This is a genomic window from Propionivibrio sp. (assembly GCF_017995515.1).
GTDB lineage: Bacteria > Pseudomonadota > Gammaproteobacteria > Burkholderiales > Rhodocyclaceae > Propionivibrio.
Map to the genome: position 1 here is coordinate 29,221 of NZ_JAGOIT010000001.1, position 16,428 is coordinate 45,648.

Sequence of the window (16,428 nt, forward strand, 5' to 3'; positions counted from 1 at the left end):
ACGAAGGCGCCATCTCAGCCCCGCGCCTTGGCGTCGCGCGCCAGCAAAAAGAGAAAGACCGGCACGCCGATCAGCGCGGTCAGTACGCCGACCGGCAGCTGCTGCGGCGCAATCAACGAGCGCGCCAGCGTGTCGGCGATCACCAGCAGGCTGCCGCCGGCCAGCGCCGATGCCGGCAACAGTAGACGCTGGTCGTTGCCCGCCGCGAGCCGCACCAGATGCGGCACGATCAGGCCGACGAAGCCGATCGAACCGGCCTGCGTCACTGCTGCCGCCGTCGCCAGCGAAGCGAGGAGATAGACGCCGCGGCGCAGCCGGCCGACCTCGACGCCGAGCGTTTGTGCCAGATCGGCGCCGCGCGTCAGCAAATTCAACTCACGCGCGAACGGTAGCGCGACGAGCAGGACGGCGGCGAGCACGCCGAGCGCCAGATACGGACTCGTCGCCTGCGACAGGTCGCCCATCAGCCAGAACAGCATGCCGTGCAGCTTGCTGTCTGGTGCAATCGAGAGAATTAACGCGACCACCGCGCCGCAGCCGGCGGCGACGATGACGCCGGTGAGCAGCAGGCGCGACTGCGTCCAGCTGCCGTCGCCGTGCGCCAGCCCGAAGACGACGAGCGTCGTCGCCAGCGCGCCGGCGAACGCCGCGCCGCCGGTCGCCGCCGCGCCGACGCCGAACAGGATGGCCAGAATCGCCCCGACGCCCGCGCCGCCGGAAATCCCGAGCACGTAGGGATCAGCGAGTGGATTGCGCAACAGCACCTGCAGCAACGCGCCAGCCAGCGCCAATAAACCACCGCACGCAAAACCCGCCAGCGCTCGCGGCAGGCGCAGGCTGCGCACCACCTCGCCCGCCATCGAATCCGCCGATCCGAACAGTGCCGGGAAGACCTCGCCCAGCGGCACATGGACGCTGCCCACCATCAAGGCCAGCACGAGACTCGTCAGCGCGAGCAGGGCAAGCGCGGCGAGAATCAGGAGGGCGCGGCGACGGGTGGGCATGGCGGTCTATTTCGGCTGGTAGCGAAGGCCGATAAAGGCATTGAAACCGGCGGTATTGTAGCCACTGACAGTTTCGTAGTTCTTGTCGAAGAGATTGTTGATTCTCCCTTCGATCGCCAGTTCCGTGTTGATCGCGTAGCGCGCCGTCAGGTTGACGAGGCCGTAGCCGCCCATCTCGCCGGTCTCCGTGTTCGTGTTGAAACGCGGACCAACGCCGACCCACTCGGCCCCGGTTTTCCAGGCGCCCCATTGCCGCGTGACCGCGAGCGTTGCCTTGTCGCGCGCGCGCCGTCCCAGCCGCTGGCCGGTATCCTCGTTGCGCGCGTCGAGCCAGTCGTAGGCCGCGCGCACCGACCATTCGCTGAACTGTCCGGTATAGGACAGCGTGACGCCCTCGAGCCTGGAACTGGAGATGTTCTCGTAGGTATTACTGGTAAATGAATAGTCGATCAGGTTCTCGACCTTGTTCAGGTACCACGTCGCCGACACCGATTGGTTGCCAAGCTCCCAGATCAGTGCGGCCTCTCGATTCTTCGCTTCTTCTGGCTTCAGGTTGGCGTTGCCATGCCCATACGGAGACGAAAAGAAGAGTTGGTAGAGGCTGGGTGCCTTGAACGCCGTCCCGTAACTCGCCTGCGCCCGCAGTGCGTCGGTCAGCTGGTAACCGTAGGCCAGCGCATAGGTCTTCTGGCCACCGAATTCGGAGTGATTGTCTTGACGCGCGCCCAGTTGCCAGCGATGGTTACCATAGTTCGCAGTCCAACCGGCGATCAAGGAATCGGTGCTCTGTTCAGGCGATGCGCCGTTGGTCTCTTCCAGCGACGCCGTCTGCTTGAGATGCTCGACCGCCAGCAAGGCCGTCCCCAACGGCAGCTTGACGTCGTTCTGCCACGTCGCCTGCTGGTTCTTCGTGCGCAGGCGCTCGCCCTCCGGCGCCCACGAGGCATACGACGTTTGCTCGTCGACGGACTCGCCGTAGAGCAGCTTGCTCGTCCAGGCATCGGTCAGACGATTGCGCGAGAAAGCCTGCCACTGCTGCGTTTCGAAGTCGACGCGATCGTCGTAATTACCATCAGCCGGCACGCTGCCGCTGTCGTAATGCGTCGTGCCGACGTTCTGCCGGAACTTGATACCGAACTCGTGGCCCTTCACCGGCAGAAACGAGAGTGCGGCCGTTCCGCCCGAATTGCGGTAGCCGTCCTTGTCAGCATCCCGGTTTGAAGCATCCTTCTGTGCCGAAAAGCCGGCCGACGACTCGTGATTGCCTTCGATGCGAAAACGCCACTGCTCGTTGCCGCCGGACACGCCGGCGCTCGCCTGCCGGGTGTCCCGCGTACCGTAGCCGAGGAAAGCATCCGCCGTCAGCCCCGGGCGTCCGCTGCGCGTGAAGATCTGGATCACACCGCCGATCGCATCGGCTCCGTACAGCGCCGATGCCGGCCCGCGCAGGATTTCAATGCGCTCGACGTCGGCCAGCGAGAGAAAGCGCAGGGGCGAACCGGAGAGGTCGACCGAGTTGAGCGGCACGCCGTCGACCAGTACCTTGGTCTGCTCGGGACGCGCGCCACGGACATAGAAATTCGTCGCCGAACCCGGCCCGCCCGATGTCGACGTCTGGATGCCGGGCTGCCGCGCAAGCAGGTCGGCAATGGTTTGCTGACCGCTGGCTTCGATGTCCGCGCGCTCGATGACCGAAACATCGCTCAGCAACTCATTGGCGCGCGTCGCCTGCCGTGTTGCGGTGACGACGACCGCCTCGGCATCGGCTTCGCCAGCAAAAGTGGAACTCGATGGAATCGCGGCAAGCAGCGCAAACGCGCCCGTTGCCAGAGAATGGCCTGGATACATGGAAATTTCTCCTTCCTGCCGACAAGCGTCCCCGCAAGCCGGCAAACAAAAAATCGGAATTGCGCGAAGGAGAAAAACTGACGAGATGAACGAGCTTGAAGTGGTGCCGTGTCGAGCATTCCGTGTCCGCCTCCCCGCGGCACTTCCGTCTGATTGCGCGAAGGCCGGTATCCGGGCTCACAAGTCTTGACGGATCGCCTTCCCGGGCTTTTTCGCCCAGTGGCATTCGATCCACCCACACTCGCTTACCGTTGCGGGGGCAGCACAGGCATGATGTTTGTTAACACGCACCTGTTTCCCGTTTAACCGCGGCAAAAAAGAAGATTTGCGCTGCGGCACCTTGCACGTTGATCCGTCAAGATGACGGACGCCGCGATTATAGCGCGACGCTGTTTCGAGATGATGCCGCTGCGTTCTGCGTGAAATAAATCACATTTAAAAACAACGCTTAGCCCTTGACTTGACTGGGTTTTTAAAACTATAGTCCGCGCATGGTAAACGAACTGAATGCCCTCGAAAGCAAAATCGCGCAGGTCGCCTCATTGTGCCGCGCACTACGTGTCGAGAACGCGCAACTGCGGCAGCAACTGGCGACTGCGGAAGTCGAGAAGAAAGGGCTCACGGATCGTATGGACACCGCCAGAACCCGGCTGGAGCAGCTCGCCATGCAGCTCCCCGAAGCCTAACCGCCGCCTGATCGGCCCTGCAGGACCCCATGCCCAACGAAGCCTACTACCTCGATATCACCCTGCTCGGCAAGGAATACCGCGTCGCCTGCCCGCCCGAGGAGCAGCCCGCCTTGCTCGCGGCAGTCGCGTACGTCGACGAGAAGATGCACGACATCGCCGAGAAGACCAAGAGCAACATCTCAGAGCGCATCGCGGTGATGGCTGCGCTGAACATCGCGCACGAACACCTCTCGAAGAAGCAATCCGCAGCGGAAATCCCGTCGCACACAGGGGGCGAAACAGGGCTGGACATCGGCTCCGTTAAGCGTAGAATTTCCGACATGGAAGCACAGCTGGCGGCGGTTCTCGAACCGCAGGAAAGGCTGATCTAGGCTTCCAGCCAGTTGTTCCCTGCGGTGTTTGTCAAGGCCATATATTCCTTGAACCAATGCTAATTGGCGTCGGTTGCGAACCATTGAAACCGCTGTTGTGCAAGCCCCATCTGTCGGGCGAGCCTGATGCGGAAGGAACGTGACCTCTCTGAACCCCGGTTCAGGATGCCGGCCTAACGGCACTTGCGGGGACTTTATTCGACGGCGCGGAGCTTCATGCTCCGCGCCGTTTTTCTTGGGTGCTGCGGAAGGAACTTGTCGCGCAAGGACGTGCCGAAAAGTCATTTCTTTCGGCGAATGACTCCACATGCTGCACTTCGACAACCGCTTCATTCGCGAACTCCCGGGCGAAGGCGAGGCGGACAACTTTCCGCGCCAGGTTCTCGGCGCCCTCTGGTCGCCCGTCGAACCAACGCCTGTTTCCGATCCACGGTTGTTGGCGCACTCGGCCGAGATGGCGCAACTGCTCGGATTGGACGAGGTGACCCTGCATAGCCCGCCGTGGGTTAGCGCCCTGGCCGGCAACGCGTTTCTTCCCGGGATGCGTGCGTACGCGACCAACTACGGTGGTTATCAGTTCGGCTCGTGGGCGCGCCAGTTGGGCGATGGCCGCGCGATTTTTCTCGGTGAAGCGCTCAACCGCGACGGACAGCGCTTCGAGCTGCAGCTCAAGGGAGCGGGCCGGACGCCATACTCGCGGCGCGCGGATGGGCGAGCGGTATTGCGTTCGTCGATCCGCGAGTTTCTGTGCAGCGAGGCCATGCACCATCTCGGCGTTCCGACGACGCGCGCCTTGTCGCTGGTGGCGACCGGTGATCGGGTGACGCGCGACATGTTCTACGACGGCCACCCGGTCGAGGAGCCGGGCGCGATCGTCTGCCGCGTCGCGCCGTCCTTCCTGCGTTTTGGACACTTCGAACTGCCCGCCTCGCGCGGCGACGAAGATCTGCTGCGGCACCTGTTCGAGTTCACCATCGCGCGCGACTTTCCGCATCTTGCCGTGCTGCCGCCGGAAGAGCGGCTGACGCGCTGCTTCATCGAGGTCTGCGAACGGACGGCGCGCCTGATGGTGGATTGGATGCGTTTCGGTTTCGTACACGGCGTGATGAACACCGACAACATGTCGATCCTCGGCCTGACGATTGATTACGGCCCCTACGGCTGGGTCGACGATTTCAACCCGGCGTGGACGCCGAACACCACCGACGCGCACGGCCGCCGCTACTGCTTTGCCCGCCAGCCGGAGATCGCGCGCTGGAACCTCGAACGGCTGGCCGAGGCGTTTGCCGTGATCGCCGGGGAACGCGACGATCTGGCGCAGGGGCTGGCGCATTACGATACGGTCTACGCGCGCGAATTCCACAACGCGCTCGCCGCCAAGCTCGGCTTCAAAAAATGGCTGCGCGATGACGCGGAACTGGTCGAGGCCGCGTTCGAGCTGATGCAGAAGGCCGAGGTCGACATGACGCTTTTCTTCCGCCTCCTTGCCCATGTCGATCCCGATGCGCCGCAGTTGAGCGTCCTGCACGAAGCGTTCTATCGGCCGGAACTCCTCGCCGAGCACGGCACCGGCTTCGACGCCTGGCTGGCGCGCTGGGCGGCACGCGTGCGTTCGGGCAACGAATCCAGTGAGGTGCGCATCGCGCGCATGAACGCCGCGAATCCGCGCTTTGTCCTGCGCAACTATCTGGCGCAGCAGGTCATTGAGCGCGCCGAGCAAGGCGACCCGGGGATGATTCACGAGTTGCTCGACGTCCTGCGCCACCCGTTCGATGAACAGGAGGATTTCGCAGCCTATGCCGCCAAGCGCCCCGACTGGGCACGCCGTAAGCCCGGCTGCTCGATGCTCTCGTGCAGTTCCTGAGAGCCGTGAGGATCCGTGGCGTAGAATGGCGTTTTCCGCAAACAAGGACGCGCCATGCCCTTCACCTCCGATCTGGTTCAAGAACTCAACGCCCTGATCCGCTTTGATCTGGACAGCGGCCAGCAGGGCATCAAGGTGCACAAGACGGCCGACGCAGAAGTTATTGCGGCCGTGCAAAGGCTGCACGCCAAAGGCTTGATCACCCAGATCGACGGCGGCTACCTGACCAGCCTCGGGCGCGATGCTGCCGAGCACGCACAGACGACGCTTGGCCTGCTCACCGAGGGGGTCGCGGCAGCGGTCGGGAAGTAGCGCTCGACGGACTATTGCGGCGGGAGTTGCGCCAGCGTCGCCAGGAAATCTTCGGCACGCTGGTAGCCGATCACACGCACGTTCTGAACCGCTTCGCCCTCGCGGTTGAAGAACAGGATGCCGGGCGGACCGAACAGCCCGAAGCGGGTAAGCAGCGCCTTGTCGTCGTCGGAATTGGCCGTCACGTCGGCCTGCAACAGGAGCCAGCCGGACAAACGTTGCTGCACGCGTGGGTTGGAGAAGGTGAAGCGCTCCATCTCCTTGCACGAGACGCACCAGTCGGCGTAGAAGTCGAGCATTACCGGCTTGCCGGCGGCCTTGATGCGCGCGTCGAGTTCGGCGAGCGAACGAACCCGTTCGAACGGCAGCGCGCGCGTCTCGGCCGTGGCGCTACCCGAACCGAGCGCCGCCAGCGGCCGCAGCGGATCGGTCGCACCGGAGAGCGCCCCGGCGAGCAGCGCCGCGCCGGTGAGCAGCATCAGCAGACCGATGCCTTTCCAGAAACGCATCGCCGCATGCGCGTGCGGCGGCAGCGGATCGATGGCGTGCATGAAGATCGCCGGGACGATCAGGAGCGCCGCCCAACCCGCCATCTGCACAGCGATCGGCAGCAGCGGCGAGACGATCCAGAGCGCGGTGGCGAGCAGCACGACGCCGAAGGCTTTCTTGATCGCCTCCATCCACGCCCCCGACTTGGGCAGCAGCGCTCCGGCCGACAAGCCGACAGCCAGCAGCGGCACGCCCATGCCGAGCCCCATGCTGAACAGCGCCGCGCCGCCGAGCAGGGCGTCGCCGGTCTGGCCGATATAGAGCAGCGCACCGGCCAGCGGCGCCGCGACGCACGGCCCGACGATCAACGCCGAGAGCGCGCCCATCAGCGTGACGGCAGCGAACGAGCCCCCCTTGAGGTGCGTTGCTTCTTCCGACAGCCGGCTTTGCATGAAGGACGGCAATTGAAGCTCGTAGAAGCCGAACATCGACAGCGATAGTGCGACGAAAATCAGCGCGAAGCCGCCGAGCACCCAGGCATTCTGCAGGCTCACGGAGAGCAGCGTGCCGCTGAAACCGGCTGCGACGCCCGCCGCTGCGTAGGTACCGGCCATGCCGAGCACGTAGCCGAAGGAGAGGATGAACCCGCGCGCGTGCGAGACACCTTTGCCGGCGCGCCCTGAACCGACGATGATGCCGGAGAGGATCGGGATCATCGGGAAGACACAGGGCGTCAGCGAGAGCAACAGGCCAAAGCCGAAGAAGCTGGCGATGACGACCCAGGTGCTGGCCCCCGAAAGCAGGCGCGCGATGCGTCCGGTTTCGTCGGACGACGCGCGCACCGGCGGTTCGGCCGCCGGCACCGTCGTCACATCCGTCACCGCCGGCAGTTCGAGGCTGAGCGACTGCTTCTGCGGCGGATAACAGACGCCGACATCGGCGCAGCCCTGCGACGTGATGTTCAGCGTCAGCGGCAAGACGCCGGAACTGTTGCGCTCGACCGGGAGGCGAATCGCAACACTATCGTAATAGACCTCGACGCGGCCGAAGGTGTCGTCGTCCTTCTCCTTGCCCTTTGGCAGGACGGGTTTCCCCAGGGCGATGGTCGACGGTTCGGCGGCGAAGCGGAAATTGTCGCGGTAGAGGTAATAGCCCTTGGCGATCGCGAAGCGCACTTCGATCGTCTGCCCGTCCACGGCGCGCACGGCCGGCTTGAAGGCGAGCAACGGCGGCAACAGATCGGCGGCCTGCACCAGGCCGCAAACGATGAAGAGCAACAGGAGATGCAGGAAGCGCTTGCTCACGGCGATGGCCAGCGTTCGGTCTGCGTTTCCGCCGCCACCCAGGCGAGATACCCGGGCAGACCGGCGGCGACGGAAATCGCCACGATCTCCGGCGTTTCGTACGGATGCACCGAACGAATCGCCGCTTCGAGCTGCGCATAGCGCGCGTCGGTCGTCTTGATGAGGAGCGGCACCTCGCCGGCGCGCTCGATGCTGCCCTTCCATTGATAGATCGAAGCACACGGCGCAAGGATGTTGACGCACGCGGCAAGCCGCTCTTCGACGACAAAGGCTGCGAGCTTCTCGGCCGTCGCCTGGTCCGGCAAGTTGGTCATGACAATAAGCACGCTCATGGCGAAAATTCTACCTCGATCGCAAGTCCACGCCCGACGACCTAGTCTGCGCGATGGCTCAGGCGCCAGCGCTCGTGGTCGCTGCCGCGAGCGATACAGACTTCCAGGCCGAGCGAGAGCGGCGAATTGGCCTGCACTTCGAACAGGCGGAAGGACGCGGCACGCGCCGCCACGCCAGCGGGAATGAAGAGCGACGCCGGCTCCATTCCGTCGCCGGTCGGAAGCATCAGGGCCGGGTGCCGCGACGCCGCGCCGCTCGTCCGGTCGCGGATCTCCATCAGCAAGGGCTGCGGCTCGCCGGCGAAGAACCGAGCAACGACGCAGAGCTCGCCATCGCCACCGACATTCAGGCTGCGCACTTCGCCGAGCATGAACGGCTCGTCCGGCCCGGACTGCAGCACGACCAGGCTTCTCAGCGCAAGACGCGCCTCGCCGGCGTCCATCGCGCGCAGCAGGGCAATCTCGCAGCCATCGCGGCGCAGGACACGCCAGTGCTCGCTCTTGCCGGCCTTTTCCTCGTGCTGCACGACGTGGCCAAAAACAGCCAGCTGTGCCTGACTCAGCTGATTGCCGAACGACGACGGTCGGAGCGAAGCATCGTGCAGTCCCGTACCGCCGATTACGCCGTACATGTTCTCGAAGCCGCACGCCACCGCGATCGTGCGCGTCTCGGCGGGAAGCTGCGGCAGCGGCGGCGGCACCTTCAGGTGCCCGGCCAGTTCGGTCAGCAGGTCGGAGCAGGTCTGCGCAGAAAGCGTCGATCCCAGCCTGAGGCTCTCCGGCGACTCGCCGGCGGCCAACGCTTCGATCCGCTGGCCGATCTTGCGCAACACCGGCCCGACCGAGAGCCAGCGGGGAAGCCTGGGCGCACGCAGATTGTCGCTAAACGGCCGGTCGAGCGAGAGATCGAGCGCGATACAGAGCGATTTCGGACCGTTATCGGGTTCGACGAGAATACGCGCCTGTTCGCGCCAGCGGGCGAGCCAGCGCGTCATCACCGCGAACTGCGCGCGCGGCAACGCAAAAGGCCGAGCGAGTTCAAGCAGCAAGGCCATGGCGTATTGACCGCTGACGCTCGATTCCTTGGTTTCGCCGAGCAGCCTGTCCTCGACCAGGTCGCGCGCGACGCCCAGCGTCTCGGCCGAGACCAATACGGCGTGGAGCGTGCGCCAGAACTCGCCATCCGGCGACACGCCGCCCAGATGGCCGCTCAGTTGCTCCATGCGCAGGCAGCACAGGGCGCGGTGCGCGACCTTGGCGGCGTGCGGCGAGATCGACGAATCCCCTTCGAGACAGGCACGCAGGCAGTGCAGACAGGACACCGCAGCGGCGCGCCAGAGCGCGCGGAGCGAATCCTGAATGCCCTTCTCGGCACGCGGCAACGGCAGGGGTTTGTTCTCGTAGCGGCGCAGACATTCGCCGCTGACGGCGAACAGCGCGCTGCGCAGGGCGGTCAGCGTCCTGAAACGCTCATCCGGCGCAACACGGCTCGTGTTGAAAGCTTGAATCTGCGCGACGAACTCGGCCAGCATCGCCGGCGCGTTGGCTTGCGGTTGTCCGGCAAGCCAGGTCGTTGCACTGCGGGAATCCTGAAATGCAGCTTGTCGCCCCGCCTCGATCGGCGGCAAGGAAAACCAGGTCATCGACACCCCCGGATGGAATGAAGCCGCCCGAACGAGGGCGGCTTTCCGTGCGGCGGGCATCGGTGGGCCCGAATGTCGGCCCCGATTCCGCCCTGTAGGTCAGACGGTGATTACTTCTTCGGGTCTTCGCACAGTTCGAGCAGCACGCCCTTCGTCGACTTCGGATGCAGGAAGGCGATGTCGAGACCTTCGGCGCCCTTGCGCGGCGACTTGTCGATCAGTTGCACGCCGTTGCCTTCGAGCTCGGTCAGATTAGCTTGCAGACCATTGACGGCGAGCGCGAGGTGCTGGATGCCTTCGCCTTTCTTCTCGATGAACTTGCCGATCGGGCCTTCCGGATCGGTCGATTCGAGCAGTTCGATCTTCGACTGGCCGATCTTGAAGAAGGCGGTCCTGACCTTCTGTTCCTTGACTTCCTCGATCGCGTAGCACTTCAGGCCGAGCTGCTTCTCCCAGAACGGGATGGCTTCGTCGAGGCTCTTGACGGCGATGCCGATATGTTCGATGTGCGAGATGTCCATGGCTATTTCCTTAAGGTAGGTGGAACACGGTTGCAAATGGCGAAAAAAAGCGATTTTAGCGTATCTGCCCGGGCTGCTGGGCGCCGGCGACATTGGTGATCAATCGCGTGCCGCGCGGCGCACGGTACCCGAGGTGACGACGGCGCCGTCGCGCGAGAAGGCCTCGACGTTGGTTTCGATCGCATCGGGATCGTAAAGATAGTTGACCATCAGGCCGAACGATTGCTTCAGGCCATTCGCCGAGGTATCGGCCAGATAGTTGATGCGCTCGATGCGTGCGCCGTTGCCGAGATGGAAGCGCGACACCGGGTCGTACGGCCGTGCGCCGGACTTGGCGTTGAGGAAATAGCGCGCGGCGAGCCGCGTCAGGCCGGGCTGCAGCGCACGTGCGAGGCGCGCGTTGCCGACCCATGCATCGTTGGCCACGAGCTTGCGGATATCGTCGACCGACTGGACGGAAGGCCCCTTGCTGCCGACCATCCGCGCCACGCGCGCGATCAGATCGTCAGTGAAAACCTGCGCCCAGACGTCGGGGTTCTTGTCCACCCAGCGGCGCAGCGTCGGAATCGGCGACAGCGTCGCGAACGTCGTCAAACGTGGAAAATCGCGCTTCAGGTCATCGATCACGCGCTTGAGCAGAAAGTTTCCGAACGAGACGCCGCGCAATCCCGTCTGTGTGCTCGAGATCGAATAGAAGATCGCCGTCTTGGCGCGCTCGGCGTCGAACACTGGCGCGTGCTCGTCGAGCAGCGCCTGCACGTTGTCGGCCAGTTCGTCGACCAGCGCGACCTCGACGAAGATCAGCGGCTCCATCGGCATGCGCGGGTGGAAGAAGGCGTAGCAGCGGCGGTCGGAATCGAGGCGGTTCTTCAGGTCGCTCCACGAGCGGATCTCGTGCACGGCCTCGTATTCGATCAGCTTTTCCAGCAGCAGCGCCGGCGAATTCCACGAGATGCGGTGCAGTTCGAGGAAACCGACGTCGAACCAGGCGCCGAGACGCGTTTCAAGCTCGCGGTCGAGCGAACGCAGCGCCGGATCGTGTTCGAGGAAGCGCAGCAGGTCGGCGCGCAGGTCGACGAGGAACTTGACGCCCTGCGGGATGGCGTTGAACTGGGTCAGAATGCGCAGGCGTGCCGAGCGCATCGCGCCGCGCAAGGCCGATTCGGCTGCCCACTGCCCATCGCTGCCGATCGCCGCCTGATACTGGGCGTGCGCCTTTTCGACGGCCTTCGGGTCCGGCCCGAACTCGGTAGCGACAATGCGCAGAAAAGCCGCCCGCCCGTCGTCACCGAGGTTCAGGTAGGTTTCAGCCAGGCGCGCAGCACGCTGCCGCACCGACACTTCGCCGCCGAGACCGGCGGCGCATTCCTTGAGTTGATCGCGGATCTGGCTCAACTGGCGCTCGCTGACCTTGCCCGCCGGCGCATGCTCGGTGAGCATCTTGCGCACCTTCTTCAGACCTCTAGCAACGATTCCTTCTGCCATTTGCCTTCTCCTCGATCAGTGGATGGTGTTCGACAGTCTCCAGTCTAGACCTTGCGCCGGTGGGCGGCTGCCAGCATCAGTACGCCGATGGCGATCATCGGCAGCGACAGCCATTGCCCCATGCTGATCACCTCGGAGAGTCCGAAAATCCCTTCATCGGGCGTGCGGAAGTACTCGGCGAGAAAGCGGAAACTACCGTAGCCGATGAGGAAGACGCCGGAAACAGCGCCACGCGGTCGTGTTCTGCCGGAATAAACCCAAAGCAGGACGAACAGCAGCAGCCCTTCCAGGCCTGCCTGGTAGAGCTGCGAGGGATGGCGCGGCAGATCGTCGACGCGCGGAAAGACCATCGCCCACGGCAGATTCGCGTCGGCGACGCGCCCCCACAACTCGCCATTGATGAAGTTGCCGATGCGGCCGGCGGCGAGGCCGAGCGGCACGAGCGGTGCGATGAAGTCGGTGATGTCCAGCCACGCGCGCTGCCATTTGTGCGCACAGAACGCCATCGCCAGCAGGACGCCGAGGAAGCCGCCGTGGAACGACATGCCGCCTTGCCAGATCGCGAGGATCCGTGCCGGATCAGAAAAATAGTAGCCCGGCTCATAGAAGAGGACCTGCCCGAGGCGGCCGCCGAGGATGACGCCGAGCACGCCGTAGAAGAGCAGGTCGTCGAGCTGCTGCACCGTCCAGCCGTTCTGCGCCAGCTGCGGATGCGTCTGGATGCGGTGCTTGCCCAGCCACCAGAACTGGAAGAAGGCCAGAAGATACATCAGGCCGTACCAGTGGATGGCGAGCGGCCCGACGGAGATTGCGACGGGGTTGAACTGGGGATGAACAAACATGACGTACTCGCTTGAACGGCTCGATCGTGCAGGGTGAAAGTCGCCGGTCTGTCACACCGGCGCCGGCGGCGACTGGTGCGCCTACTTCGCCTCCTCCGGCCAATCCTTGATGTACGCCTTGAGCAGCTTGTTCTCGAAGTTGCGTTCTTCGAGCACGGCCTTGGCGACGTCGTGAAAAGAGATCACGCACATCAGGGTGTCGCCGTCCATCACCGGCAGGTAGCGCGTGTGTGTCGTCACCATCAGGCGGCGCAGTTCATCGACGTCCATGTCGGGCGAGGTGGTCGGCGGATCGGTCTGCATCGCCTCGCCGACGAGGATCTCGGCGATCGGCGGTGTCGGCCCGACGCGCCGCTCCGTTTGCCGCTGGGCCAGGATGCGCAGCACCTCGCGGAAGGTCAGCATGCCGACCAGCTTGCCGGCCTCCATGACGACGACCGCGCCGATGTCGTTCTCGGCCATCATGATGACGGCCTCGGACAGCAGCGTATTCGGATGCGCGGTAAACAGCGCCGAATCCTTGACCTTCAGTACTTCCCTGACCTCCATGCTTCACTCCAGTCAGTGCAAATCAACGCAAACCGGCCCGGTCGGCAGTGCGACGCCGACCGGCCGCCCGTGTCAGCTCTTGAGCGCAACGAGGACTTCGTCGAGCATCTTCTTGGCGTCGCCGAACAGCATCCGGTTGTTGTCCTTGTAAAACAGCGGGTTGTCGACGCCGGCATAGCCGGAGGCCATCGAGCGCTTCATGACGATCGAGGTCTTCGCCTTCCAGACTTCGAGCACCGGCATGCCGGCGATCGGGCTGCCCGGATCTTCCTGCGCCGCCGGATTCACGATGTCGTTGGCGCCGATCACCATGGCGATGTCGGTGTCCGGGAAGTCCGCGTTGATCTCATCCATTTCCATCACGATGTCGTACGGCACCTTGGCTTCGGCGAGCAATACATTCATGTGCCCTGGCATGCGGCCGGCCACCGGATGGATGCCGAAGCGCACGTTGACGCCTTTCGCACGCAGGTGCTGCGTGATTTCGAACACCGTGTGCTGCGCCTGTGCTACGGCCATGCCGTAGCCGGGGACGATGATCACGTTCTTCGCTTCGCGCAGCATCTCGGCGGTTTCCGTTGCGGATACGGCGACCACTTCACCGGCCGGCGCTTCGCTTGCCTTGGCGGCTGGCGCACCACTGCCGGTACCGAAACCGCCGGCGATGACGCTGAGGAAGTTGCGGTTCATCGCGCGGCACATGATGTAGGAGAGGATCGCACCCGACGAGCCGACCAGCGCGCCGACGACGATCAAGAGGTCGTTGTTGAGCATGAAGCCCGTCGCCGATGCCGCCCAACCCGAGTAGCTGTTGAGCATGGACACGACGACCGGCATGTCGGCGCCGCCGATGGCCATCACCATGTGGATGCCGAAGAGCAGCGCGATCACCGTCATCACGACGAGCGGCAGCATGCCGTCGGCCGTCGCGTGCGCGTTCAGGAACTCGCGGCCGAACCAGATGACGATCAGGAGACCTGCCAGGTTGAGGAAATGGCGCCCCGGCAACAACAACGGCTTGCCGCCGATCCTGCCCGACAGCTTGCCGAAGGCAATCAGTGATCCGGAGAAGGTGATCGCGCCGATCAGGATACCGACGTAGATCTCGATCTCGTGGATCGTCTTCTCGGCGCCCTCGAACTGCACCGACGGGTCGATGTAGGTGGCGAAGCCGACGAGGCAGGCGGCGAGGCCGACGAGACTATGCATCAGCGCGACCAGTTCGGGCATCTGCGTCATCTTGACGGCACGCGCCGCGTACAGGCCGACGGCGCCGCCGACGACCATGGTGCCGACGATCCAGCCGAAGCCGCCGGCGGTGACGCGCGGGCCGAAGATGGTGGCCAGCACGGCGATGGCCATGCCGATCATGCCGTAGACGTTGCCGCGCCGCGCCGTCTCGGGGCTGGAGAGGCCGCCGAGGCTGAGGACGAAGAGGATGGTGGCTCCGATGTAGGAGACAGTAGCGAGACTTGCATTCATGTCGTGTCTCCTTGGTTTACTTGCGGAACATGTCGAGCATGCGGCGGGTGACGGCGAAGCCGCCGAACATGTTGACCGCGGTCAGCGCGATGCTGACGGCGGCCAGGCCCTGGATCAGTGCCTCGGGGCGCGAGACGCCTTCGGCCAGCGGCGGCGCGATCTGCACCAGCGCGCCGATGCAGATGATCGACGAGATCGCGTTGGTCACGCTCATCAGCGGCGTATGCAGGGCCGGCGTCACGTTCCAGACGACCATGTAGCCGACGAAGCAGGCAAGCACGAAGACCGTGAAGTGCGAGAGGAAGGCCGGTGGTGCCCCGAGCCCCATGAGCAGGAAGAGCAGCGCGCCGACGCCGAAGAGCACCGCCACCTTGGTCGCCGATGCCGGTGCGCCGGCGCCGTGGCCATGCGCCGGAGGTGGAGGCGGCATCGCCGCTTTCGGCGCCGGTGGCGCGGCCGGCTTGAGCGCGGGCGGCGGCCAAGTGACGTTGCCGTCCTTGACGACCGTCAGGCCGCGGATGGCGTCGTCTTCCATATTGACGTTGATGTTGCCGTCCTTGGTCTTGCACAGTTCCTCGGTCAGGCGCAGCAGGTTGTTCGCGTAGAGTGTCGCCGACTGGCGTGCGAGACGGCTGACCAGATCGGTGTAGCCGACGATGGTCACGCCGTGCTTGACGACGGCCTGGCCCGGCTCGGTCAACTCGCAGTTGCCGCCCTGCTCGGCCGCCATGTCGACGATCACGCTGCCCGGCTTCATGCTCCTGACCATCTCGGCCGTGATCAGCTTCGGCGCCGGCTTGCCGGGAATCAGCGCGGTGGTGATGATGATGTCGACCTCGCGCGCCTGCTTCGCGTACATCTCGCGCTGCGCCGCCTGGAAGCCCTCGCTCATCACCTTGGCGTAACCACCGCCACCTGAGCCTTCTTCCTCGTAGTCGACCTTGACGAACTCGCCGCCGAGCGACACGACCTGATCGGCGACCTCGGCGCGCGTATCGTTGGCGCGCACGATGGCGCCCAGGTTGGCCGCCGTACCGATCGCCGCCAGCCCAGCGACGCCTGCGCCGGCGATGAACACCTTGGCCGGCGGCACCTTGCCGGCGGCCGTAATCTGGCCGTTGAAGAAGCGGCCGAAGGCGTTGGCGGCCTCGATCACCGCGCGATAACCCGCGACGCCCGCCTGCGAGGTCAGGGCGTCCATCTTCTGCGCGCGCGAGAGCGTGCGCGGCAACGAGTCGATGGCCAGCACGGTCGCCTTCCTGGCGGCCAGCTGCTGCATCAATTCCGGGTTCTGCGCCGGCCAGACGAAGGAGATGAGCGTGCCGCCCTCGCGCAGCAAACCGACCTCCTCGCTGCTCGGAGCTCGCACCTTGAACACCACGTCCGACGTTGCCCACAGCGTCGGCGCGTCGCTGACTATTCCAGCGCCCGCACTCTGGTAGGCATCATCACTGAAATTGGCCGAGTCGCCAGCGCCTGTTTCGACGGCGACCTTGAAGCCCAACTTGATCAGTTTCTCAACGACGTCAGGAATGGTCGCAACGCGTTTTTCGCCGGCAAAGACCTCTTTCGGAATTCCGATAGTCAGTGGCATTCAGTTCTCCATCACTCGATTCGTAAGTGTAAAAGTGCGGTTCGAACCTCGTTGAACCGCCCGTGATATTGAGGCGTGGCAGTCTCCGGCTTATGGGCG

The 16,428-nt window shown here is 64.5% G+C and carries 15 protein-coding genes, 1 other RNA gene and 1 riboswitch; of the genes, 5 read left to right on the plus strand and 11 right to left on the minus strand.

Features of this window, described 5'->3' with window-relative positions:
• Positions 1–14: 14 nt before the first annotated feature.
• A complete protein-coding gene (locus KBA32_RS00175; protein ID WP_294353445.1) occupies positions 15–1,004 on the minus strand; it encodes an iron ABC transporter permease in 990 nt (329 codons plus the stop codon).
• A gap of 6 nt (positions 1,005–1,010) precedes the next feature.
• Positions 1,011–2,852, minus strand: a complete 1,842-nt coding sequence (locus tag KBA32_RS00180; RefSeq protein ID WP_294353448.1) for a TonB-dependent receptor — start codon at positions 2,850–2,852, stop codon at positions 1,011–1,013.
• Positions 2,853–2,996: 144 nt separating this feature from the next.
• Positions 2,997–3,210, minus strand: a riboswitch (cobalamin riboswitch).
• 133 nt (positions 3,211–3,343) lie between these two features.
• Here KBA32_RS00180 and KBA32_RS00185 point away from each other — a divergent pair.
• The 5 genes from KBA32_RS00185 to KBA32_RS00205 all read left to right on the plus strand — a co-directional run bounded on the left by KBA32_RS00185 (position 3,344) and on the right by KBA32_RS00205 (position 6,088).
• The gene (locus KBA32_RS00185; RefSeq protein ID WP_294353451.1) at positions 3,344–3,538 is read left to right on the plus strand and encodes a hypothetical protein; all 195 of its coding nucleotides are present in this window, start codon (positions 3,344–3,346) and stop codon (positions 3,536–3,538) included.
• Positions 3,539–3,567: 29 nt separating this feature from the next.
• Positions 3,568–3,912: a cell division protein ZapA gene (locus KBA32_RS00190; RefSeq protein ID WP_294353454.1), complete on the plus strand. Its 345-nt coding sequence runs from the start codon at positions 3,568–3,570 to the stop codon at positions 3,910–3,912.
• Between the two features lie 13 nt (positions 3,913–3,925).
• Positions 3,926–4,108: non-coding RNA, 6S RNA (gene ssrS, locus KBA32_RS00195), on the plus strand.
• 111 nt (positions 4,109–4,219) lie between these two features.
• Positions 4,220–5,776: a YdiU family protein gene (locus KBA32_RS00200; protein ID WP_294353456.1), complete on the plus strand. Its 1,557-nt coding sequence runs from the start codon at positions 4,220–4,222 to the stop codon at positions 5,774–5,776.
• Between the two features lie 54 nt (positions 5,777–5,830).
• Complete coding sequence (locus tag KBA32_RS00205) at positions 5,831–6,088, plus strand: TIGR02647 family protein (RefSeq protein ID WP_294353458.1); 258 nt, start codon at positions 5,831–5,833, stop codon at positions 6,086–6,088.
• An 11-nt stretch (positions 6,089–6,099) separates the two neighbouring features.
• Here the strand turns inward: KBA32_RS00205 and dsbD are convergent, their stop codons facing one another.
• The 9 genes from dsbD to KBA32_RS00250 form a co-directional block, all read right to left on the minus strand.
• Complete coding sequence (gene dsbD, locus KBA32_RS00210) at positions 6,100–7,881, minus strand: protein-disulfide reductase DsbD (protein ID WP_294353461.1); 1,782 nt, start codon at positions 7,879–7,881, stop codon at positions 6,100–6,102.
• A complete protein-coding gene (gene cutA, locus KBA32_RS00215; RefSeq protein WP_294353464.1) occupies positions 7,878–8,213 on the minus strand; it encodes a divalent-cation tolerance protein CutA in 336 nt (111 codons plus the stop codon). Before cutA ends, dsbD begins: the two co-directional genes overlap by 4 nt.
• 41 nt (positions 8,214–8,254) lie before the next feature.
• Positions 8,255–9,856 (minus strand): hypothetical protein, encoded by a 1,602-nt coding sequence (locus tag KBA32_RS00220; RefSeq protein ID WP_294353466.1) that lies wholly within the window; start codon positions 9,854–9,856, stop codon positions 8,255–8,257.
• Between the two features lie 110 nt (positions 9,857–9,966).
• Positions 9,967–10,377, minus strand: a complete 411-nt coding sequence (mce, locus tag KBA32_RS00225) for a methylmalonyl-CoA epimerase (RefSeq protein WP_294353468.1) — start codon at positions 10,375–10,377, stop codon at positions 9,967–9,969.
• A 99-nt stretch (positions 10,378–10,476) separates the two neighbouring features.
• Positions 10,477–11,862 (minus strand): malonyl-CoA decarboxylase, encoded by a 1,386-nt coding sequence (locus KBA32_RS00230; protein WP_294353471.1) that lies wholly within the window; start codon positions 11,860–11,862, stop codon positions 10,477–10,479.
• A 44-nt stretch (positions 11,863–11,906) separates the two neighbouring features.
• Positions 11,907–12,704: a prolipoprotein diacylglyceryl transferase gene (gene lgt / locus KBA32_RS00235; RefSeq protein ID WP_294353473.1), complete on the minus strand. Its 798-nt coding sequence runs from the start codon at positions 12,702–12,704 to the stop codon at positions 11,907–11,909.
• A gap of 81 nt (positions 12,705–12,785) precedes the next feature.
• Entirely contained in the window at positions 12,786–13,253 is a 468-nt protein-coding gene (locus KBA32_RS00240) for a CBS domain-containing protein (RefSeq protein WP_294353476.1), read from the minus strand.
• A 72-nt stretch (positions 13,254–13,325) separates the two neighbouring features.
• Positions 13,326–14,735 (minus strand): Re/Si-specific NAD(P)(+) transhydrogenase subunit beta, encoded by a 1,410-nt coding sequence (pntB, locus tag KBA32_RS00245; RefSeq protein WP_294353479.1) that lies wholly within the window; start codon positions 14,733–14,735, stop codon positions 13,326–13,328.
• 16 nt (positions 14,736–14,751) lie between these two features.
• Positions 14,752–16,329, minus strand: coding sequence for a Re/Si-specific NAD(P)(+) transhydrogenase subunit alpha (locus tag KBA32_RS00250; RefSeq protein ID WP_294353482.1), 1,578 nt, complete (start codon positions 16,327–16,329; stop codon positions 14,752–14,754).
• Positions 16,330–16,428: the final 99 nt, after the last annotated feature.